Source organism: Streptococcus oralis (assembly GCF_023611505.1).
In the GTDB taxonomy this organism is placed as follows: domain Bacteria; phylum Bacillota; class Bacilli; order Lactobacillales; family Streptococcaceae; genus Streptococcus; species Streptococcus oralis_CT.
On the sequence record NZ_CP097843.1, the window covers coordinates 662834 to 684976 of the forward strand.

At 42.1% G+C, this 22143-nt stretch carries 24 protein-coding genes; 19 read left to right on the forward strand and 5 right to left on the reverse strand.

The features are described from left to right. Positions 1-23: 23 nt before the first annotated feature. Entirely contained in the window at positions 24-1583 is a 1560-nt protein-coding gene (locus M9H69_RS03535) for an ATP-binding cassette domain-containing protein (protein ID WP_250315924.1), read from the reverse strand. A 492-nt stretch (positions 1584-2075) separates the two neighbouring features. Continuing rightward, positions 2076-2405 carry a hypothetical protein gene (locus tag M9H69_RS03540; protein WP_000389554.1) on the reverse strand — a complete coding sequence of 110 codons (330 nt, stop codon included), beginning with the start codon at positions 2403-2405 and terminating at the stop codon, positions 2076-2078. A 168-nt stretch (positions 2406-2573) separates the two neighbouring features. On the opposite strand from M9H69_RS03540, the gene M9H69_RS03545 reads away from it, so the two are divergent. The 7 genes from M9H69_RS03545 (at position 2574) to M9H69_RS03575 (ending at position 11730) form a co-directional block, all read left to right on the forward strand. Continuing rightward, positions 2574-3116 carry a YceD family protein gene (locus M9H69_RS03545; RefSeq protein WP_000773192.1) on the forward strand — a complete coding sequence of 181 codons (543 nt, stop codon included), beginning with the start codon at positions 2574-2576 and terminating at the stop codon, positions 3114-3116. Continuing rightward, positions 3117-3746: an endonuclease III gene (gene nth, locus M9H69_RS03550; protein WP_000244437.1), complete on the forward strand. Its 630-nt coding sequence runs from the start codon at positions 3117-3119 to the stop codon at positions 3744-3746. A gap of 210 nt (positions 3747-3956) precedes the next feature. Continuing rightward, positions 3957-4478, forward strand: coding sequence for a bifunctional pyr operon transcriptional regulator/uracil phosphoribosyltransferase PyrR (gene pyrR, locus M9H69_RS03555; RefSeq protein ID WP_000850018.1), 522 nt, complete (start codon positions 3957-3959; stop codon positions 4476-4478). Between the two features lie 18 nt (positions 4479-4496). Next, positions 4497-5420, forward strand: coding sequence for an aspartate carbamoyltransferase catalytic subunit (locus M9H69_RS03560; RefSeq protein ID WP_250315925.1), 924 nt, complete (start codon positions 4497-4499; stop codon positions 5418-5420). A 49-nt stretch (positions 5421-5469) separates the two neighbouring features. After that, complete coding sequence (locus tag M9H69_RS03565) at positions 5470-6549, forward strand: carbamoyl phosphate synthase small subunit (RefSeq protein WP_000166845.1); 1080 nt, start codon at positions 5470-5472, stop codon at positions 6547-6549. Positions 6550-6997: 448 nt separating this feature from the next. Beyond that, on the forward strand, positions 6998-10174 hold the full coding sequence (gene carB, locus M9H69_RS03570; protein WP_250315926.1) for a carbamoyl-phosphate synthase large subunit: 3177 nt from the start codon (positions 6998-7000) through the stop codon (positions 10172-10174). Between the two features lie 221 nt (positions 10175-10395). Further along, complete coding sequence (locus tag M9H69_RS03575; RefSeq protein ID WP_250315927.1) at positions 10396-11730, forward strand: Nramp family divalent metal transporter; 1335 nt, start codon at positions 10396-10398, stop codon at positions 11728-11730. 122 nt (positions 11731-11852) lie between these two features. Here M9H69_RS03575 and M9H69_RS03580 read toward each other — a convergent pair whose 3' ends face one another. Both M9H69_RS03580 and M9H69_RS03585 read right to left on the reverse strand, forming a co-directional pair. After that, complete coding sequence (locus tag M9H69_RS03580) at positions 11853-12095, reverse strand: type B 50S ribosomal protein L31 (RefSeq protein WP_000710762.1); 243 nt, start codon at positions 12093-12095, stop codon at positions 11853-11855. A gap of 95 nt (positions 12096-12190) precedes the next feature. After that, complete coding sequence (locus M9H69_RS03585) at positions 12191-13126, reverse strand: DHH family phosphoesterase (RefSeq protein WP_250315928.1); 936 nt, start codon at positions 13124-13126, stop codon at positions 12191-12193. A gap of 102 nt (positions 13127-13228) precedes the next feature. On the opposite strand from M9H69_RS03585, the gene M9H69_RS03590 reads away from it, so the two are divergent. Next, complete coding sequence (locus tag M9H69_RS03590) at positions 13229-13672, forward strand: flavodoxin (protein ID WP_250315929.1); 444 nt, start codon at positions 13229-13231, stop codon at positions 13670-13672. Positions 13673-13745: 73 nt separating this feature from the next. Here M9H69_RS03590 and M9H69_RS03595 read toward each other — a convergent pair whose 3' ends face one another. Continuing rightward, the gene (locus M9H69_RS03595) at positions 13746-13916 is read right to left on the reverse strand and encodes a DUF3042 family protein (RefSeq protein ID WP_001051782.1); all 171 of its coding nucleotides are present in this window, start codon (positions 13914-13916) and stop codon (positions 13746-13748) included. Positions 13917-14036: 120 nt separating this feature from the next. Between M9H69_RS03595 and miaA the strand changes: the two genes are divergently transcribed. The 11 genes from miaA to M9H69_RS03650 all read left to right on the forward strand — a co-directional run bounded on the left by miaA (position 14037) and on the right by M9H69_RS03650 (position 22126). Further along, positions 14037-14921: a tRNA (adenosine(37)-N6)-dimethylallyltransferase MiaA gene (gene miaA, locus M9H69_RS03600; RefSeq protein WP_000850168.1), complete on the forward strand. Its 885-nt coding sequence runs from the start codon at positions 14037-14039 to the stop codon at positions 14919-14921. Next, entirely contained in the window at positions 14914-16152 is a 1239-nt protein-coding gene (hflX, locus tag M9H69_RS03605) for a GTPase HflX (RefSeq protein ID WP_250315930.1), read from the forward strand. The genes miaA and hflX overlap by 8 nt, the downstream gene beginning before the upstream one ends. Beyond that, positions 16145-16768 (forward strand): cystathionine beta-lyase, encoded by a 624-nt coding sequence (locus tag M9H69_RS03610; RefSeq protein ID WP_250315931.1) that lies wholly within the window; start codon positions 16145-16147, stop codon positions 16766-16768. Before hflX ends, M9H69_RS03610 begins: the two co-directional genes overlap by 8 nt. 14 nt (positions 16769-16782) lie before the next feature. Beyond that, positions 16783-17712 (forward strand): ribonuclease Z, encoded by a 930-nt coding sequence (gene rnz, locus M9H69_RS03615; protein ID WP_250315932.1) that lies wholly within the window; start codon positions 16783-16785, stop codon positions 17710-17712. 20 nt (positions 17713-17732) lie between these two features. Next, positions 17733-18488: an SDR family NAD(P)-dependent oxidoreductase gene (locus tag M9H69_RS03620; RefSeq protein ID WP_250315933.1), complete on the forward strand. Its 756-nt coding sequence runs from the start codon at positions 17733-17735 to the stop codon at positions 18486-18488. A 202-nt stretch (positions 18489-18690) separates the two neighbouring features. Next, positions 18691-19038, forward strand: a complete 348-nt coding sequence (locus M9H69_RS03625) for a hypothetical protein (RefSeq protein WP_250315934.1) — start codon at positions 18691-18693, stop codon at positions 19036-19038. Beyond that, positions 19010-19225, forward strand: coding sequence for a hypothetical protein (locus M9H69_RS03630; RefSeq protein ID WP_250315935.1), 216 nt, complete (start codon positions 19010-19012; stop codon positions 19223-19225). Before M9H69_RS03625 ends, M9H69_RS03630 begins: the two co-directional genes overlap by 29 nt. Before the next feature lie 18 nt (positions 19226-19243). Next, a complete protein-coding gene (locus tag M9H69_RS03635; protein WP_250315936.1) occupies positions 19244-19681 on the forward strand; it encodes a hypothetical protein in 438 nt (145 codons plus the stop codon). Between the two features lie 2 nt (positions 19682-19683). Next, complete coding sequence (locus M9H69_RS03640; RefSeq protein WP_250315937.1) at positions 19684-20748, forward strand: ankyrin repeat domain-containing protein; 1065 nt, start codon at positions 19684-19686, stop codon at positions 20746-20748. 44 nt (positions 20749-20792) lie between these two features. Then, the gene (locus M9H69_RS03645) at positions 20793-21380 is read left to right on the forward strand and encodes an SMI1/KNR4 family protein (RefSeq protein ID WP_250316167.1); all 588 of its coding nucleotides are present in this window, start codon (positions 20793-20795) and stop codon (positions 21378-21380) included. Beyond that, positions 21377-22126 carry a hypothetical protein gene (locus tag M9H69_RS03650; protein ID WP_250315938.1) on the forward strand — a complete coding sequence of 250 codons (750 nt, stop codon included), beginning with the start codon at positions 21377-21379 and terminating at the stop codon, positions 22124-22126. Before M9H69_RS03645 ends, M9H69_RS03650 begins: the two co-directional genes overlap by 4 nt. The last annotated feature ends 17 nt before the right edge of the window (positions 22127-22143 follow it).

The window sequence follows — 22143 nt, forward strand, 5'->3', positions numbered from 1 at the left end:
TGGATTTTTGCTATGTTCAACATTTATAAATCTTGTAAATCAACGACTTCCAAACCTTCCTCTGTCAAACGATAGATACTCGTACAGACCTCTTTTAAGAAGCGTCTGTCATGCGAAACAGTGATTAGACCGCCTGGATAGGAGGCAAAGAGTTTTCTGATTTCGGGTTGAGAAGTGGGAGAAAAATTACGTGTAGGCTCATCCAGAAGTAGAAAGTTTGGTTTTCGCAACACTAAATCCAAAAGTAGAAGTTTACCCTGTTGACCGCCAGATAGGGAGCGAATTTGGTGCTGCATCTCTGGATAGCTGAAATTGAGACTGGCTAGGTGGGATTGGATTTTCTGTAGTTCCTCTTTTTCCCCAGTTTTGCTGAGATAGGCTACTGGAGATAGATCCAATTGCAGTTTTTTATGGTAATCTTGTGGCATAAAACCAAGCGAAATCTCTCTTTTGGCGCTGAGCAGTTTTTGTAACTTGGCTAACAGAGTTGATTTCCCAACACCATTTGGCCCGATGATACCGATTTTATCTTGGCCACGGATCGTTAGTCGTAACTCCTGAGCTAAAATGCGCTCGTCAATGGACAAACTATCCTTCTCCAGTTGGACTAAGACTTTAGAAGCCGGTAATGGTTGGATGTCTGAAAAGAAAAGTTGGATTTGTTCCTCGTCAAGTGGCTTTTGGGTCATGGACTGGACTTCCTTTTCAAAGCGTTTTTCTTGAGAGAGTATATTTTTCATCTTTTTAGCCAGTAAGCGCCCAGCAACATCGTTTTTAGTGTTACGCAAGGCAGTTTCTACATTTTGCTTGACGCGACGATGCTTTTCCATGGTTTTGTCATAAGCTCTCTGGTCGTTAGCAGCTTGCTGACTTTGTTTGGCAAAACTAACCTTTCTCTGGTCACTATAGCTATCGTAGTCTAAATGCTCGACTAGCGTTTCCGCTTCTTTTCGATGCTTGACCAGTCGCAAGTGGACAATAGTATCTGCCGTTTGAGAAAGAAAGTCTTCATCATGGGAGATGAAAATAACAGTTTGCCTGGTTTTTTGAATCTGACTTTTTAGCCAATCAACCGTCTCAAGGTCTAGGTCATTTGAAGGTTCATCTAAAAATAGAATCTCAAAGGGTTTGGCTAATTCATGTATGAGCTGAATTTTCAAAGCCTCGCCCCCTGATAGACTGCCAATTTCTTGATCGCTAGCAAAACGGTCGCTATCAAAGTGCAACTCCTCCGCCAAACGATAAAGAATACTGTAGTCTAAATCAGCAGAATCCAAAAAGAAGTAGTCATGTAGAGTTTTCTTTTTCAGGTCCTCAGCTAGTTTTTGAGGAATGTAGGCCAGTGATTGAAGGTCAGACTGAATGTCGCCCTTGATAGTAAAATCAGGTAATGCTTCCCCCATTAAAGCTCGTAGTAAAGTCGATTTGCCATTTCCTTCTTCACCAATAATAGCAACCTTTTCCCCGTCTTGGATAGTCATGGTTAGGTCAGATACAAGATCTCGTAGATCTTTGTTTTGCGTGATGGTTAGATGATTGATTTTTATCATATTGTTGCCCTTTCTAGAATGTCGATAGTGCATAACAAAAAGCTCTACTTTATCTAGTAGAGCCCAAAGTCACTGTTAAAAACTCTATTATCCTCGTTGAAAAGGTCGTCAAACTAGCTTGGAGCTGCCTACCCCAACCTAAAAGGAGCAGACGGTTAGCTTTCTAGTTTTTTTGATTTTCAATGGGGACAAGATACTAGAAAATCTAGTATAAAAAGAGCATGCAAAAAGAGACAAAAACAAGATCTACTAAATAAAGGTTCTTTATTTGATAGACTTAGTTGTTCATGTCTCCCTTACCTCCGAGTATTAGTACCTCTATCCTATACTTTTGAGGAAATTTTGTCAATAGAAAACAGGAAATTCTAGTTTTTATACTCAATGAAAATCAAAGGGCAAACTAGGAAGCGATCCGAAGACTGCTCAAAGCACAGCTTTGAGGTTGCAGATAGAGCTGACGAAGTCAGTAACCCATACCAACGGCAAGGGGAAGCTGACGTGGTTTGAAGAGATTTTCGAAAAGTATCAGAATCCGAAAACAGGTCCATAGAGAGTCAGTACGTGTTTGACATGCTGGTAATGGAACTTGTCATAGTTGCGCCAAGCGGTGCGTGCTTGATCGTTTAGTTTTAGACTACCAAGTCCAATCAATAGACTGGTACGTTGGTAAAATTTCTCAAGGTCGATTAAGATACTATTATCCAACTTTTCTGCTTTTTTAAGCTCTTGCAGAGTAGTATTTAGCAGTTCTTGTAGACGGAAATCATCGGTTGTACCTTGTTTACAGCTTTGGTAGCTTTTATTTAACTCGGAAAGTAGTTGGTAAGCTTCAGTGATGAGTGCTTTGTCTTCCATATGAGCATCCTCCCTGCTCTGGTGTATTCTTGCCTATAGTATAGCACTAAATAGGAAATATGTCATAGTAAATATGTTAAAAAATGAGGTTTTAATATCAAAGTTTGGAAAGCTGATTTATAGCCTTTTCATGGTATAATCAAGTGAGTACATCTTTATGGAGGAAATATGAAGTTAAATATTCAAGAAATTCGTAAGCAGCCTGAAGGTCTACACTTTGAACAAGCTTTAGACCTGGCAGCAGACTTGCGTAAACGAAATCAAGAGATTTTAGATGTCAAAGATATCCTTGCAGTGGGGAAGGTGCAGTATGAAGACCGTCTGTATTTTTTAGACTATCAGTTGTCATATACCATTGTTCTTGCTTCCAGCCGCAGTATGGAGCCAGTTGAGTTGGCAGAGTCTTATCCAGTGACAGAGGTTTTCATGGAAGGAGCAACCAATCAACTAGACCAGGAAGTTCTAGATGATGACTTGGTCTTGCCTATCGAAAATGGGGAAATCGACCTTGCTGAGAGCGTAGCAGATAATATCTTGCTCAATATCCCAATCAAGGTCTTGACGGCAGAAGAAGAGGCGGGCCAAGGATTTGTGTCAGGAAATGACTGGCAAATCATGACTGAGGAAGAATACCAAGCCCAACAAGCAGTCAAGAAAGAAGAAAACAGTCCTTTTGCAGGTTTACAAGGACTATTTAATGGAGACGAGTAGATGGTTTTATCCAAGAAACGTGCCCGTCATGTCATAGAGGAAATTATTGCCCTTTTTCCAGATGCTAAGCCTAGTCTTGATTTTACTAATCATTTTGAACTACTGGTTGCAGTGATGTTGTCAGCCCAGACCACAGATGCCGCAGTAAATAAGGCCACACCAGGCCTCTTTGCAGCCTTTCCAACGCCTCAAGCCATGTCTGTCGCGACTGAAAGTGAAATTGCCTCACATATTTCCCGTCTAGGACTGTATCGAAATAAGGCTAAATTTCTTAAAAAATGTGCCCAACAGTTACTAGACGATTTTGACGGTCAAGTGCCTCAGACTCGAGAGGAATTAGAAAGTCTAGCAGGAGTTGGTCGCAAGACAGCCAATGTTGTCATGAGTGTGGGCTTTGGAATTCCAGCTTTTGCAGTGGACACTCATGTGGAGCGGATCTGTAAGCATCACGATATCGTTAAAAAATCAGCTACGCCACTTGAAGTAGAAAAACGTGTCATGGACGTTCTACCACCAGAAGAGTGGTTAGCAGCCCACCAGGCCATGATTTACTTTGGACGAGCTATCTGCCATCCCAAAAATCCAGAATGCGATCACTATCCCCAATTATATGATTTTAGTAATGTTTAAGGGGACTCTGAAAAAGTTTTTGCTTGATTTTAAGGGTGCTTTGTGCTATAGTAAATGATAACTAAATAGTCCTTTAAACCTGTCCCGTGAGGCAGGCAAGGAGCGCGATAAAGTAGAAGGGTGAAGTCTATACTATTTATAGTAGGGCTCGCTTGGCTATACATTTCAAGTCTCCTTGTAGAAGGAGACTTTTCTTTTTGGAGGTTTGTCATGAAGACAAAAGAAGTTGTAGACGAATTGACTGTCAAACGAGCGATTACGCGAATTACTTATGAGATTATTGAGCGCAATAAAGATTTGAATAAGATTATCCTAGCTGGGATAAAAACGCGTGGTGTTTTCATCGCTCATCGTATCAAAGAACGCTTGGAGCAGTTGGAAAATATCACTGTTCCTGTTGTGGAATTGGACACCAAACCTTTCCGTGATGATGTTAAAAGCGGAGAAGATACTTCTTTGATTTCTGTTGATGTGACAGACCGTGAAGTTATCTTGGTGGATGATGTGCTTTATACAGGTCGTACCATCCGTGCTGCTATCGATAACATTGTCGGACATGGTCGTCCTGCGCGCGTGAGTCTTGCGGTGCTAGTAGATCGTGGACATAGAGAATTGCCAATCCGTCCAGATTACGTTGGGAAAAATATCCCAACCAGTCGTTCTGAAGAAATCATCGTAGAGATGACAGAACTTGATGGCCAAGACAGAGTTCTGATTACTGAAGAAGCTTAGAAAGCTGAAGGAGTAGCCATGTCAGAAAATCAACAAGCATTGAACCATGTGGTGTCCATGGAAGACCTCACTGTCGATCAAGTGATGAAATTGATTAAGCGAGGAATTGAGTTTAAAAATGGAGCCCAGCTTCCTTATGAAGACCATCCGATTGTTTCAAATCTTTTCTTTGAGGATTCTACACGGACACATAAGTCCTTTGAAGTGGCAGAGATTAAGCTAGGGCTGGAGCGACTGGACTTTGATGTGAAGACCAGCTCAGTAAACAAGGGTGAGACACTGTATGACACAATCCTAACCTTGTCTGCGCTTGGTGTAGATGTCTGCGTGATTCGCCACCCAGAGGTCGATTATTACAAAGAATTGATTACGAGTCCAACCATTAAGACTTCCATCATCAATGGTGGAGATGGTTCAGGTCAACATCCTAGTCAGAGCTTGCTTGATTTGATGACCATTTATGAGGAATTTGGTCACTTTGAGGGTCTCAAGGTTGCTATTGCAGGTGACTTGGATCATTCACGTGTTGCCAAATCCAATATGCAAATTTTGAAACGCTTGGGAGCTGAACTTTTCTTTGCAGGACCTGAGGAATGGAGAAGTCAAGAGTTTGCGGACTATGGACAGTTTGTAACTATTGATGAGATTGTTGATCAGGTGGATGTTTTGATGTTGCTCCGCGTTCAACATGAACGCCATGATAGTGGTGCAGTCTTTTCAAAAGAAGACTACCATGCCCAACATGGTTTGACTCAAGAACGTTATGATCGCTTAAAAGAAACAGCAATAATCATGCACCCAGCTCCAGTTAATCGAGATGTGGAAATTGCTGACCACTTGGTTGAAGCTCCAAAATCACGCATTGTCCAACAAATGACCAACGGTGTCTTTGTTCGAATGGCAATCTTAGAATCCGTATTGGCGAGTAGAAACGCCAATTAAAACACAAGACGTTAAAAGACGCCAGTGAGCGTCCACGAGAGGTGAAAATATGACAAAAAGACTTCTAGTATTAGAAGATGGCACAGTTTTTGAAGGCAAGGCCTTCGGAGCAGATATTGATGTAACAGGCGAAATCGTCTTTAACACAGGGATGACCGGCTACCAAGAGTCCATTACAGACCAGTCTTATAATGGACAAATCTTGACCTTTACTTATCCTTTGGTGGGAAATTATGGAATTAATCGTGATGATTACGAATCCATTATTCCGACTTGTAAGGGAGTTGTCGTTTTTGAAGAAGCACGTCGAGCTAGCAACTGGCGCAACCAAATGACGTTGGATGAATTTTTGAAAGCCAAGAAAATTCCAGGGATTTCAGGAATTGATACGCGTGCACTTACCAAGATTATTCGTAAGCACGGTACTATGCGTGCAACCTTGACTCATGTTGGAGACAGTATGGACCATGTAACTGACCAGCTTCAAGCAACAGTCCTGCCGACAGACAATATCAAGCAGGTTTCTACTAAAACTTCCTATCCAGCTCCAGGAGTTGGTTTGAGTGTGGTCTTAGTAGACTTTGGTCTTAAACACTCAATTTTACGTGAACTTTCCAAACGAAACTGTAATGTGACCGTCGTTCCGTATTCAACAACAGCGGAAGAAATTCTCCACCTCAATCCTGACGGAGTTATGTTGTCAAATGGTCCAGGTAACCCAGAAGATGTTCCAGAAGCACTGGACATGATTCGTGGTGTGCAAGGAAAAATTCCAATTTTCGGAATTTGTATGGGACACCAACTCTTTGCCATGGCAAATGGGGCTAAGACCTACAAGATGAAGTTTGGTCACCGCGGATTTAACCACGCGGTACGTGAGATTGCTACAGGCCGTATAGACTTCACCAGCCAGAACCACGGTTATGCAGTTAGCCGTGAGGACTTGCCAGATCATTTGATCATTACCCACGAAGAAATCAATGATAAATCAGTTGAAGGAGTTCGCCACAGATACCAACCAGGTTTTTCTGTACAATTCCACCCAGACGCAGCTCCTGGTCCTCATGATGCAAGCTACCTCTTTGACGAGTTTATCGAGATGATGGAAGCTTTTAAACAATCAAACTAAGAACGAGTAAAAGCTCGTCGGAGAACTTATGTAACTGAACACGGACGGAAAGCTCGGAATTTAGAGAAACCGACTTGGATTGTCAATCCTTCCTTGGTTTCCTAAAATTCAATCGCTTTCTATTCGTCCTTTATATCTTATTTCATGTCGCTCTGTGAGGCGACGAATAGAAAGGCAGGGCGTTTCTTTTAGTCCCTATCGGGCGAACTAAAAACTCCCTGCACTAGATTTTTTATCGAAAAATATCGTTTCTCTAAAAAATCGTCGGAGAATTTATTTAATGGCAACCTGAGAGTTGCCGAATAGAAAGGAGAAGGGTGGTCCGTATTTGCTGAACTGAATACGGGCTACGGACGGCGCTAAAAAGATAGTTATTCCTAGAACTGATAGTTCTTCGTCATAACTCCTATTTTAGCTTTGTCTGCTTGACGCCCTTAATATCTTAAAAATGCCTAAACGTACTGATATTCAAAAAATTATGGTGATTGGTTCTGGTCCGATTATTATTGGTCAGGCTGCTGAGTTTGACTACGCTGGGACCCAGGCTTGCTTGTCTTTGAAAGAGGAAGGTTATGAGGTTGTCTTGGTGAACTCAAACCCTGCCACTATCATGACGGATAAGGAAATTGCGGACAAGGTCTACATCGAACCGATTACACTGGAGTTTGTGACACGTATTCTCCGTAAGGAACGCCCAGATGCTTTGCTTCCAACTCTTGGTGGTCAAACAGGGCTCAATATGGCCATGGAATTGTCTAAAAACGGTATTCTAGATGAATTGGGAGTAGAACTTCTGGGTACTAAATTATCTGCTATTGATCAAGCGGAGGACCGTGACCTCTTTAAACAATTGATGGAAGAGCTTGAGCAACCAATTCCAGAATCTGAAATTGTCAACACAGTTGAAGAAGCGGTAGCCTTTGCTGCTTCAATCGGTTACCCAGTTATCGTCCGTCCAGCCTTTACCCTAGGTGGTACTGGTGGTGGTATGTGTGCCAACGAGGAAGAATTGCGTGAAATCGCTGAAAATGGGTTGAAACTGTCACCTGTTACCCAATGTTTGATTGAACGTTCAATCGCAGGTTTCAAAGAAATCGAATACGAAGTCATGCGCGATTCAGCTGACAATGCCCTCGTTGTTTGTAACATGGAAAACTTTGACCCAGTTGGAATTCATACAGGAGATTCCATTGTATTCGCCCCTGCGCAAACCATGTCAGACTATGAAAACCAAATGCTTCGTGACGCGAGCTTGAGCATTATCCGCGCTCTCAAGATTGAAGGTGGGTGTAACGTTCAGCTGGCCCTTGATCCGCATAGCTTCAAGTACTATGTTATCGAAGTAAACCCTCGTGTATCGCGTTCGTCAGCCCTTGCTTCTAAGGCGACGGGTTATCCGATTGCTAAATTGGCAGCTAAGATTGCCGTCGGTTTGACCTTGGATGAGGTTATTAACCCAGTCACGGGTTCAACCTATGCCATGTTTGAACCAGCCCTTGACTACGTGGTTGCCAAGATTCCACGTTTCCCATTTGACAAGTTTGAAAAAGGTGAGCGCCGTCTTGGGACACAGATGAAGGCCACTGGAGAAGTCATGGCTATCGGTCGAAACATCGAAGAATCTCTCCTTAAGGCCTGTCGCTCCCTTGAAATTGGGGTGCACCACAATGAAATGCCGGAACTTGCAGCAGTTTCTGATGATGCTTTGATTGAAAAGGTTGTGAAAGCCCAAGATGACCGTCTCTTCTACGTTTCAGAAGCTATTCGCCGTGGTTACACACCAGAAGAAATTTCTGAATTGACCAAGATTGATATCTTCTATTTGGATAAACTCTTGCATATCTTTGAAATCGAGCAAGAATTGGGTGCCCATCCACAAGATTTAGAAGTTTTGAAAACAGCTAAACTCAATGGTTTCTCAGACCGTAAGATTGCGGAGCTTTGGGAAACGACTGCCGATCAAGTTCGTCAACTTCGCTTGGAAAACAAGATTGTCCCAGTCTACAAGATGGTCGATACTTGTGCGGCAGAGTTCGACTCTGAAACGCCATATTTCTATTCAACCTATGGATGGGAAAATGAGTCTATCAAGTCTGACAAGGAATCTGTACTAGTCCTAGGTTCGGGTCCAATCCGAATCGGTCAAGGGGTTGAGTTTGACTACGCAACTGTTCACTCGGTTAAGGCTATTCAGGCCGCTGGTTATGAAGCTATTATCATGAACTCAAACCCAGAGACCGTTTCTACAGACTTCTCGGTATCTGACAAGCTCTACTTTGAACCATTGACTTTCGAAGATGTGATGAATGTTATCGACTTGGAGCAACCAAAAGGCGTTATCGTTCAGTTTGGTGGTCAAACAGCTATCAACCTTGCGGAGCCATTGGCAAAAGCAGGTGTGACCATCCTTGGTACGCAAGTCGCTGACTTAGACCGTGCCGAAGACCGTGACCTCTTCGAGCAGGCCCTTAAAGACTTGGATATTCCTCAGCCACCAGGTCAAACAGCAACTAATGAAGAAGAAGCTGTGCTTGCAGCTCGCAAGATTGGTTTCCCAGTCTTAGTTCGCCCATCTTATGTTTTAGGTGGACGTGCTATGGAAATCGTTGAAAACGAAGAAGACCTCCGTTCTTACATGCGTACAGCTGTTAAGGCTAGTCCAGACCACCCAGTTCTTGTTGACTCTTACATTGTTGGGCAAGAGTGTGAAGTTGATGCCATCTCAGACGGAGAAAATGTCCTTATCCCTGGTATCATGGAGCACATCGAACGTGCCGGTGTCCACTCAGGTGACTCAATGGCCGTTTACCCACCACAAACCTTGTCTCAAAAGGTGCAGGAAACCATCGCAGACTATACCAAACGCCTAGCAATCGGTCTTAATTGTCTTGGGATGATGAACATCCAGTTTGTCATCAAGGACGAAAAAGTCTATGTTATTGAGGTCAATCCACGTGCCAGCCGTACGGTGCCATTCCTTTCTAAAGTGACCAATATTCCGATGGCTCAGGTAGCAACTAAGCTCATTCTTGGTCAAAGTCTTGAAGAACTTGGCTACCAAGATGGCCTTTATCCAGAAAGCACTCGCGTTCATATCAAGGCGCCTGTCTTCTCCTTTACGAAACTAGCTAAGGTAGACAGCTTACTAGGCCCTGAAATGAAGTCAACAGGTGAAGTTATGGGTTCTGATACAACTCTTGAAAAAGCTTTGTACAAGGCCTTTGAAGCTTCTTATCTTCACTTACCAACCTTCGGGAATGTTGTATTCACTATTGCAGATGATGCTAAAGATGAAGCCTTGGACTTGGCTCGCCGTTTCCAAAATATTGGCTATGGTATCCTCGCAACAGAAGGGACAGCAACCTTCTTTGCCAGTCATGGACTAGAAGCCCAACCTGTTGGTAAGATTGGTGACGATGAACAGGATATCCCAAGCTATGTTCGTAAAGGAAAAATCCAAGCGATCATCAATACTGTCGGAACCAAACGAACTGCTGACGAAGATGGTGAGCAAATCCGTCGTTCAGCCATTGAACACGGTGTGCCACTCTTTACAGCCCTAGATACTGCTAATGCCATGCTTAAGGTGCTTGAAAGCCGTAGTTTTGTCACAGAAGCGATCTAGTTGAGAAATATTTTTCACAGTTTTAAAGCCAGCGTCAAAAAACGCTGGCTTTTACAATACTGATATTGCCTATTTCAACTATCATTTCTTTTATTAGGAATCATTCTAAAATGTGATATAATAAGGGTGAATTGGAAATAGGTAAACTATTTTCATCATTCTTTCAAAAAAATATTCTATTAAGAAATATGTAAAGACAGATTAGAAAGTGGGAAATCCCTATGTCCTCTTATGAAAAAGTCTCTCTTTCTGAGATCAATCAATCTATTGAGACTCCAAATAACAATCATTTTTGGCAAAATCTAAAAGCATTCTTAGGACCTGGTGCACTTGTGGCAGTTGGCTACATGGATCCTGGAAATTGGATCACCAGTGTGGTTGGTGGCGCCTCCTACAAGTACAGCCTTTTATTTGTTATTTTAATTTCATCCATCATTGCTATGCAGCTACAACAGATGGCTGGGAAGCTCGGTATCGTGACTAGGATGGACCTAGCACAAGCAACAGCTCATCATGCTCCCAAGTGGCTTCGCTATAGTTTGTGGGTGATTTTAGAATTAGCTTTAATGGCGACAGACTTGGCTGAGGTTCTAGGTTCAGCGATTGCCTTAAATCTTTTGTTTAAAATACCGATTATGATTGCTATCCTCTTAACCGTTTTAGATGTGTTTCTTTTGTTGTTGTTGATGAAATTTGGTTTCAAAAAAATTGAAGCTATTGTTACGACCCTTATTTTAACCATATTAGCCATCTTTACCTATCTTGTGGCCTTAGCCAATCCAAGTATCCAGGGGATCATTGGTGGTTATTTGCCAACTTCAACTTTATTTGAAACACCGTTACCGGGTCATGAAAGTCAATTGACCTTGGCTCTAGGGATTGTAGGAGCGACAGTCATGCCCCATAATCTCTATCTCCATTCCTCTCTATCCCAAACAAGGAAAATCAATCACAAAGATAAGAAGGATGTTCGAAAAGCAGTTCGCTTTATGACCTGGGATTCAAATCTTCAGTTGTCCCTAGCCTTTATTGTCAATTCCTTACTTCTCATTTTAGGTGCCTCCCTCTTTTTTGGTCATGCATCTGAAATTTCAGCTTTCTCCCAAATGTATAATGCTTTACAGGATTCGACAATAGCAGGAGCGATAGCCAGCTCAACCTTGTCAACTTTATTTGCTCTAGCCCTCTTAGCAAGTGGTCAAAATTCGACCATTACAGGCACTTTGACAGGACAGATTGTCATGGAAGGTTTCTTACATCTAAGATTGCCTCAGTGGCTTATCCGTATCGGTACCCGTATTTTTGCCTTGCTACCTGTGATTATAGTCGCCGTTTTATTTGGGTATCAAGAAAAAACCTTGGATCAGTTATTGGTCTATTCACAGGTCTTTCTTTCAATCGCTCTTCCGTTTTCAATTTTCCCCTTGATTTATCTAACCTCTAAAAAGTCACTGATGGGAGAATTCACCAATGCCAAGTGGAACACAATCCTAGGTTACGCAGTTTCCATTATCTTAACCATTCTCAATATCAAACTTCTTTTTGATATTTTTTAAACTTGTTCAAATTAGTTTTCGGTACTAGCTTGAAGCTTGATATTGAGATAATAGCAGTGGTTGGTTCATAAAAACATAAAAAGAAGTAAAAAAAAGAACAGTAGTAACTGTTCTTTTTATGATTATTTGAGACCGTATTTTTTGTTGAAACGATCCACGCGTCCATCTGCTTGAGTGAACTTTTGACGTCCAGTGTAGAATGGGTGTGAGTCTGATGAAATTTCCACACGGATCAATGGGTAAGTTTCGCCTTCAAACTCAACAGTTTCGTTAGAGCGTTTAGTTGAACCGCTAAGGAATTTGTAACCAGTAGTTGTGTCCATGAAGACAACTGGGCGATATTCTGGATGGATATCTTTTTTCATTTTGCAATATTTCCTTTCTGCCATGGTCTCTTTGCGAGCCATAGATTGTTACCTTACTAGTCTATCAGATTCTGATAAGTTTGGCAAGTATTTTATCAGTTTTTAAGCAAGTTTTTTAACTTTTGATAGATGATTTCGTTTTCTTCTAGACTATAGGAATTGGCGCCACTAGCTAATGGATGTCCTCCTCCGTCGTGTTCTTTGGCAATTTCATTGATAGGGGTGATTTTACTGCGCATACGCACACGGAAGTGACCGTCAACTTGCTCAACAAAGATGGCCCAAGCCTTAACGGTATCAATTCGACCAGGTGCCCCGACAATCGCAGCCGTTTCAGCATCCGTAACCTTATATTTTTCCAAGATGTCTTGAGTAAGCAGAACGCGTGCAGCCCCATTATCATCAACTTCTAAGTGATCATAAACATACCCTTGCAATTTTGCAATCTTGAAGCTCATGGTATCCATTTGACGAGACAATCCAGCAAAGTCAAAATCAACTTCTCGGAGCTGGCCAGCTATTCTAAAGGTACGGGCACTAGTTGAAGGGTAGAGAAAACGCCCAGTGTCCCCGACAATTCCTGCATAGAGAAGTCGTGCCACTTCACTAGACAAAGCCAGCTGATTTTCTTGAGCAAATAGAGCAATCATTTCACTAGCACTGCTTGAACTTGTATCCACCCAAGATAGGTCACCATAGATATCATCATTTGGATGGTGATCGATTTTGATGGTGAAAGCAGCTTGTTCATAGCGTTTATCATCGATACGAGGACGATTCGCTGTATCACAAATAATAGCAAGAGCTTCGTGGTAGTCACTGTCTTGGACAGTATCCATTTCCGCCATCCAGGATAGAGTTGGTTCGTTAAAACCGACTGCTTTGATGGTCTTTTCTGGAAAATGGTGTGTAAGAAGAGCTTTCAAGCCTACCTGACTCCCTATGGCATCAGGATCTGGTTTCATATGACGATGAATGATAATGGTATCGTATTCTTTGATTTTCTCTAATATTTGCTGGCAAATTTCCATAATAACCTCAATTCTTTCTCATTTCATTGTAGCACAAGAATTTTTATTTTTAAAATGAAAAAGATATGATATAATGGAGGAAGATAAATTGAGGAGGACGATATGGCATTAGCAAAAATTGTATTTGCCAGTATGACCGGTAATACCGAAGAAATTGCAGATATTGTAGCAGACAAATTACGTGACTTGGGCTTGGATGTCGATGTGGATGAATGTACAACTGTTGACGCTTCAGACTTCTTGGAGGCGGACATCGCAATCGTTGCGACCTATACTTATGGTGATGGAGAATTGCCTGATGAGATGATGGACTTCTACGAAGACCTAGCAGATATCAACTTGAATGGCAAAATCTACGGGGTTGTTGGATCAGGTGATACCTTCTACGACGAATTCTGTAAGGCTGTTGATGACTTTGATCGCGTATTTGTAGCGACAGGAGCAGAAAAAGGTTCAGAGTGCGTTAAAGTAGACCTTTCTGCCGAAGAAGAAGACATCGAACGCTTGGAACAATTCGCAGAAGAATTGGCTGCAAAAGTAGGATAAGAATCAAACTGCGCTGACTGGAAGTCACATTAATATACAAAAGAAGTTGAGATTTCTCAACTTCTTTTGTATATTAATGTGATACGCGACGGCGAGCTGCCTTTTTGCGGTTTTCTTCGATGAAAGCTGCTTTTTGCTCTTCTGGCTCAATCACTTTCTTTTTAATTGCGTATACTGCACCTGCAACGGCAGCGACAGTTCCCGCGACACCTGTTACAAGACCTTTTGCGAATCCTTTAGCCATGAGTCTTCCTCCTTTATCTTCCCGATCAGCCAGGCTCCTTAAGAGGTAGCATTTTTCTGACTGACCTTTTTGTGATATAATAATAGTAACGAAAAAATGGGAATTTTTCAAGGAAAAAAGATGAAAACAAAAATAATTGTGATTGTTGGACCGACTGCTGTTGGGAAGACAGCCCTTGCTATTGAAGTAGCCAAGCGCTTTGGTGGAGAGGTGGTCAGCGGTGACAGTCAGCAAGTATACAGAGGGTTGGATATTGGGACGGCCAAGGCCAGCCCAGAGGAGCAAGCATCTGTTCCTCATCATTTGATTGATGTCAGAGAGGTGACCGAGTCTTACTCGGCTTTTGATTTTGTTTCAGAAGCTAAGAAGGCTATTGAGGATATTCATAACCGTGGTAAGCTTGCTATTATCGCGGGTGGTACAGGGCTTTATATCCAGAGCTTGCTGGAAGGATACCATCTAGGTGGAGAAACACCTCATGAGGAGATTTTAGCTTATCGGGCTAGCTTGGAGCCTTATTCAGATGAGGAATTAGCCCATCTCGTGAAGCAAGCAGGTCTTGAAATTCCCCAGTTTAACCGTCGTCGTGCCATGCGCGCCTTGGAGATTGCCCATTTTGGTCAGGATTTGGAAAATCAAGAGACTTTGTATGAACCTCTGATTATCTGCTTAGATGATGAGCGTAGTCAGCTTTATGAACGTATCAACAACCGAGTGGATCTGATGTTTGAGGCTGGGCTTTTGGATGAGGCCAAGTGGCTTTTTGACCATTACCCTGATGCGCAGGCAGCCAAAGGAATTGGCTACAAGGAACTATTTCCATATTTCCGTGGGGAGCAGACTTTAGAGGAAGCTAGTGAGAGTCTCAAACAGGTTACCCGTCGTTTTGCCAAGCGTCAGTTGACCTGGTTCCGTAATCGCATGCAGGTGACCTTTTATCAGATAGGAGAGTCTGGCGTGAAGGAGCGTATTCTAAGCCAGATTGAGGAGTTTTTAAATGATTGAAACGGAGAAAAAAGAAGAACGGGTCCTGCTAATTGGTGTTGAACTGCAGGGCATGGATAATTTTGACCTGTCCATGGAAGAGTTGGCCAGTCTGGCTAAGACAGCTGGGGCAGTCGTAGTCGATAGCTACAGACAAAAACGTGAAAAATATGATTCCAAGACCTTTGTTGGCTCTGGTAAGTTGGAAGAGATTGCACTGATGGTAGATGCGGAAGAAATTAGCACTGTCATCGTCAATAATCGTCTGACACCACGGCAAAATGTCAATCTAGAGGAAGTTCTGGGTGTCAAGGTGATTGACCGTATGCAGTTGATTCTGGATATCTTTGCTATGCGAGCTCGAAGCCATGAAGGAAAACTTCAAGTGCATTTGGCCCAGCTTAAGTACCTCTTACCTCGCTTGGTTGGTCAGGGAATTATGCTCAGCCGTCAGGCAGGGGGAATTGGTTCCCGTGGTCCAGGTGAGAGTCAGTTGGAACTGAACCGACGTAGTGTTCGCAATCAAATCACAGATATTGAGCGTCAGCTTAAGGTAGTTGAGAAGAATCGAGCGACAGTCAGAGAAAAACGCTTGGAGTCAAGTACCTTTAAGATTGGTTTGATTGGTTATACCAATGCTGGGAAGTCAACCATCATGAACACCTTGACCAGTAAGACCCAGTATGAAGCGGACGAACTCTTTGCGACTCTGGACGCGACGACTAAGAGTATCCATCTGGGAGGCAATCTTCAGGTTACCTTGACTGATACTGTTGGCTTTATCCAAGATTTGCCAACAGAATTGGTGTCCAGTTTTAAGTCAACCTTGGAAGAAAGTAAGCATGTAGACCTTCTGGTTCATGTCATTGATGCCAGCAATCCTTATCACGAGGAGCATGAAAAAACGGTTCTGTCTATCATGAAAGACTTGGATATGGAGGATATTCCTCGTCTGACCCTTTATAATAAAGCGGATTTGGTGGAGGATTTCACGCCTACTCAAACGCCGTATGCCCTCATTTCTGCCAAGTCTGAGGATAGTCGTGAGCAGTTGCAGGCTTTATTTTTAGAGAAAATCAAGGATATTTTTGAATCCTTTACTCTACGGGTGCCTTTTTCTAAGTCCTACAAGATTCATGATTTGGAAAGTGTAGCGATTCTTGAAGATCGTGACTACCAAGATGATGGAGAAGCGATTACAGGCTATATTTCGGAGAAAAACAAATGGAGGTTAGCGGAATTTTATGACTGATATTAAAACCTTGGCTCTAAAATATGGGGGCTATACAAGTCTGGATAAGGTCTATCTGGATCAACTTCTAGCTGGCAAAACAGAACAAGAGCAGTTGGCTCTCATTACCCCTCCGCCCAGTGTAGTGAATGCTTACTTTGCAGAACTCTACCAGAAAAAGAGTCCTGAAGCTGCGACGGATTATTTTGCAGAACTAAGCCAGGAATTGAACCTCTACAATGCTGAGCCAAGTTTCACCTTTGAAAATAAGCCTTTCATTCGTCTTAATTTATCTGGCAAATCTTTTGGATTTTGCTACGAGAGTGAAGGACTGGGAAGGATTTTCTCTGAAAATGAAGAGGAAATCTCGAATGACTTGCTTTTTGAGATTGCGCAAATTTTCCCCCATCAACTCGTCTTTGAAGAGTCTGGAAAGATTTACATGAAGGATGCCGGAGACGAAGAAGTTGTTAGTGTGGAGAGTCTCACAGCTTTGACAGATTTGGAAAGCTTGGCTGATGGTTGCAAACGTCTCAAAGGTTATAGCCAAGAGGATTTATTACAAGAAGCTGTTGCTTTTTCTGGCAAGCGCTATTTCCGATCGGAAAACCGCACAGCCATGTTATATATTGATTAATTAGAAAGTATCAAATGGATATTCAATTTTTAGGAACGGGGGCTGGTCAGCCCTCTAAAGCCCGCAACGTCTCAAGTCTCGCCCTGAAACTCTTGGATGAGATTAACGAAGTTTGGCTCTTTGACTGTGGAGAAGGAACGCAAAATCGCATTCTGGAAACCACGATTCGACCACGTAAGGTCAGCAAAATCTTTATCACTCACCTGCATGGAGACCATATCTTTGGCTTGCCAGGATTCCTTTCTAGTCGTGCCTTTCAGGCCAATGAAGAGCAGACAGATTTGGACATCTATGGACCGCAAGGGATCAAGTCCTTTGTCTTAACTAGTCTTCGTGTGTCAGGTTCTCGTCTGCCTTACCGCATTCATTTTCATGAGTTTGGCCAAGATTCTCTAGGGAAAATCCTTGAGACCGATAAATTCACTGTGTATGCAGAGGAGCTGGACCACACTATTTTCTGTGTTGGCTATCGTGTCATGCAAAAGGACTTGGAAGGAACCTTGGATGCTGAGAAGCTCAAGGCTGCTGGTGTCCCATTTGGTCCGCTTTTTGGAAAAATCAAAAACGGCCAGGATGTTGTTTTGGATGATGGGACTGAAATCAAGGCGGCAGACTATATCTCAGCTCCCCGTCCTGGTAAGATTATCACTATTCTAGGAGACACCCGAAAAACCAATGCTAGTGTGCGTTTAGCTGTCAATGCCGATGTCCTTGTCCATGAGTCGACTTATGGCAAGGGAGATGAAAAAATTGCTCGCAATCACGGTCACTCAACCAATATGCAGGCAGCACAAGTAGCAGCAGAAGCCAGTGCTAAGCGCCTCTTGCTCAATCATATCAGTGCTCGTTTCCTTTCAAAAGATATCAGCCAGCTTAAGAAAGATGCAGCTAGTATTTTTGAGAATGTCCATGTGGTTAAAGACTTGGAAGAAGTGGAAATCTAGAAGATTGAGAAAGGATAAGTATGCGTACTATTCTCATTACCGGAGCTAGCGGTGGCTTAGCCCAAGAAATGGTCAAACTCTTGCCAGATGACCAATTGATCTTGCTAGGTAGAAACAAGGAAAAACTGGCACAACTCTACGGAAATCATCCTAATGTGGAATGGATTGAAATCGACATTACTGATGACTCAGCCCTAGAAACTCTGGTCGCTGACCTCTATCTCCGTTATGGCAAGATTGATGTCTTGATTAACAATGCTGGATATGGAATTTTTGAAGATTTCGACCAGATTTCTGACAAAGACATTCATCAGATGTTTGAGGTTAATACCTTTGCCCTGATGAACCTTTCTCGTCGCATTGGGTGTCGAATGAAGGAAAGTCGAAAAGGCCATATCATCAATATCGTTAGCATGGCAGGGTTGATAGCGACTAGCAAGTCCAGTCTCTACTCAGCGACCAAGTTTGCGGCTATTGGTTTTTCAAATGCTCTTCGCCTTGAACTTATGCCCTATAGAGTCTATGTGACAACGGTCAATCCAGGACCTATTCGTACTGCCTTTTTTGACCAGGCAGACCCAGATGGTAGCTACCTCAAGTCGGTTGACCGTTTCCTGCTGGAGCCAGATACGGTTGCGAAAAAAATCGTTAAGACCATAGGAAGAAATAAACGAGAGCTTAATCTCCCAGTCTTACTCAATCTAGCCCATAAGTTTTATACCCTCTTTCCCAAGCTAGCAGATAAGTTGGCAAGAGAAATCTTTAATTATAAGTGAGAAAGCTGTTCCCTTGAGGAATGGCTTTTTGCTTTAATAAGGAGAAGTTGTTGATCAAAAATAATCCCTGAAAATACTGGTAGTTTATCTCTATTTGATAGTTTTGGAGTATAATTGAGATAAGAAAGTTCATTAGATAAATGAAGTCCCAAACCAGCTAGCTTACCCTAGATAATGCCCTATGTATAGCCGGAGGTTGACAATGGAATTATTGACAATTGACCAAATTATTTCCATTATTGAGGAAGCGATACAAGGGCTTGACCCTGAGATAAGAGAAGGAATTGTCCTGAGCCATACTGAAGTGCCTGTGTCTGAATTGGATCGTTTGAAAAAACAACTACAAATACAAGATTTGGATCCGATTTTTAGGAAGTATATTCTGGTCTATAACTGGGGGCAGGTCGGTTTTTTAAGTTACCAGTTTGGATATGGGGACGACACTAGTCTTACTTGGCTGATCAATCGCAATTTGGAATACCACGATTACTCGACTCTACAAGAAAGAGGCTTGATCATCATTGCAATCTGGGGCGGTCTATGCTCTTGATGCAGAGATGAACTATGATGAAAAAATATGGCTGACACCAGATTTTCTAGCATTTGTTAGAGCCATGGGAACGGCCCAATCTGCAGTTTGGAAGGGTTGTGAAAGTGACTTCATCCGCTTGATGACTAGAATAGGTCATGCGTCCAGTTTGATATTTTGGCAGAGTCTGGTCGGGTTTTATGATTGAAAATAGAAGGAGCAGGTCATGGAATTTATTGTAGCTGAGGAAGGGATTCCTCAAAATATCGGATGTCACGGAGCCCTGATTGCCTATTATGGCAGTGAGATAGAATTTCATTATGAAACCGTTCCACCACACGGTGATGAGATTTTTTCTGCCAAGTTGCCTTTGTTGGGGCTTGATCTGCCCTTTTGGATCTATGGGAGAAATCTCATATTTTTAGATGCTTACTACCTATTAGCAGAAACAGTTAAGAAAGGGACTTGGAATCCCATAACGAGCATGCTCATCAACATTCATACGGGGGAATACGCCAGCCTAGACCACTGGTACAATCATATATCTATTGAGCAAAACGGTCTTGAGTTGAAAAATGATTATGATGGACAAGTCCTGACTTTGAAAACGGTTGACAAACTTCATTGGCTTGCCCTAGATGCTGAATCAGAAGAAAGGAACTAAAAATGGCAAAGAAAAGAGTTACATTACCAAAAGAGTTTAAGGATTTAATGGATGAAGGAAATATTGAAGCCCTTAAAGCAGTCTATGATCGTTGTGAATTAACCGCTCATGATGGAAGATTTAGCTTATGTACACCTCTGCATATGGGAGGAGTCCCGGATGAATTGGTTATCTGGCTGGTAGAAAAGGGCCTAGATATCAATATCCCTGATTATTATGGAGCAACTCCTTTGTATCGTCAGGCAACCATGGGGAGAGATACTGTAAAACTCTTGCTCGAATTGGGTGCAGACATTGAAAAAACCAATACCTATGGTGAGACACCCCTACATGTAGCAGCTGAGTTTTTCCATCCTAAGACTGTCAAACTTCTGATTGACAAAGGAGCAGATGTTAATGCCAAAAATGATATGGGTAGAACTCCTCTAGCTTCAGTCTTGATGGTTTGTCGGGGGATTTATATTGCCCAAACAGCTGAAATTGCCACCATGTTGGTAGAGGCGGGCGCTAAGAAAACTTCTGCTATGAAAGAAAAGGTTGAAAATATTGGTAAGGATTTTGAATTTCACAGAGAAGGTATCCATCCTGACTACATAGAGGCTGCAGATAAAGGCTTAACGAAGCTCTATGAGATATTTGATGTTAAGCCTGTAGCCAAACGAATAACCCACGATGGAGTTTCACCGATTAAGCTAGTAGAAGGATCCTGGGAGGAACAATATGAGGAACTTTGGTCCTTCTTAATCCCTTCGAGTGGGCCAGCCAAAACTGTTCAGGGAGAAGCTATCCGTATACCAGGCAGAGTTCGAGATGAACTGGATCGCAATGGTGGGGCCAACTGGGACAGAGACTATAGAAAAATGCTTCAAGCTCTCCCTCAATACCTGTCTTTAGGAAGCTCTCTTTCAGATCAAGAATTAGAAGAAATCAAGCAAGTCATTGCGCAAATCCACAGCAAAGAGAATGATGATGAAGCAAGTCTGGACCGTCTCTGCCAATTTGCTCTTGCTTGGATTAAGCAAAATCCTAACCCCATTCATCTAGAAGAACCAAGTTATAATCGTTGAAAGAAATTTTAAGCTAGTTAAAATAAAGAAATCATGGTGAAATGATGCAACTAATTGACCAAGTTAAAAAAATAGAAACTTATATTTGTGAGTGTTTTGAAGACTGGGATTTGGATGATCCTGTAGAGGAAGGATATCTGGAAGATTATCAGGGCATTTCTGGTGCTTCTGAGGAAGAGCTTCAAGCCTTTGAGGAAATATTTGGCATTCGTCTACCTAGTGACTTCAAAGAGCTCTATAGCTATAAAAATGGGAGTAAATACCTCTCTATTTTACCTTGTGTAATTGACCAGAGAGATTTGACTTTTTCTCTCATGAGTCTACAGGAAATTGAGACTTGTAAAAAGTACTTTCAAAATAGGGATGCTTTGTTAACAGAATTTCCCGACTATTTTTCTAGTCAAGACCTAGAAAACATGCGTGATAGTAGAATAAAGCCCTATCTTTTTAATAAAAAATGGCTTCCTTTTGCCCAGTATTGTGACTCTTGTTATCTTATGCTGGATTTTGATCCAGACCAGGAGGGTCAGGAAGGGCAGATTATTTGTTACATCCATGATCCTGATCAGGTGATCTATGCGGCTGAAAGCCTTACAAATCTGATTGAAGGGATAATGGATGAGATCATATGAACGGACAAATGTATCAGATTGCCTGTATCGTGGCAGCAGCTAGGAAGGCTTTAAAAAGTGGTAAAGAAATATGCTATAAGCCTGAAAAATATACAAATAAGTTGAGCTTTCAAATTTTGCCGTCAGAAAAAGGGGAAGTTATAGAACTATCTGTATCTGATTGGTTTGAAAATCTTAAGGAAAAGGGTTTGAAGGACTTACAATTATTTTGCCCTATCTCAGTAAATGACAGAGGTATTTTAGGTTTTTCCAATACGACACAGAGTTCAATTCTCTGTTTTTATAAAGATGGGAAGGCAAGTTATTTCCTACCAAATTGGAAATCTGCTTCCGCAGGCAGGGGCTGGGATGTTACCTACACCGAGTATGAATGGGAAAGGTCTTCTCAAGACATTCCCCACTATGAAAATAATATCGAAGAATTTAAGGACATATTGGCTCGTATAGAAGATTTAGCAATTAAAATTGAATGTGACAACTTTGCCAAAGTCTTTCACTCTGCTAGAAACTTTTTGCTAGACCCAGAATCTGGTAAAGGACTGGCAGAACCTCAAATTCCACCGCAACATCTAAGCATATTTAGAGCTGCAAGTGCAGCGGATGTTTTTGGAGGAATGGGCTCCTGGAATGATGAACCTGGATGGCTGGCACAAGACAAGGGACTGGGTCAAGTATACGATGAACTTTCAGATCAATTGCTAAGAAATATTAGATCAGCCATTCTATTTGCCATCAACGAGTGGTGATGGATTAGGAGAGAGGA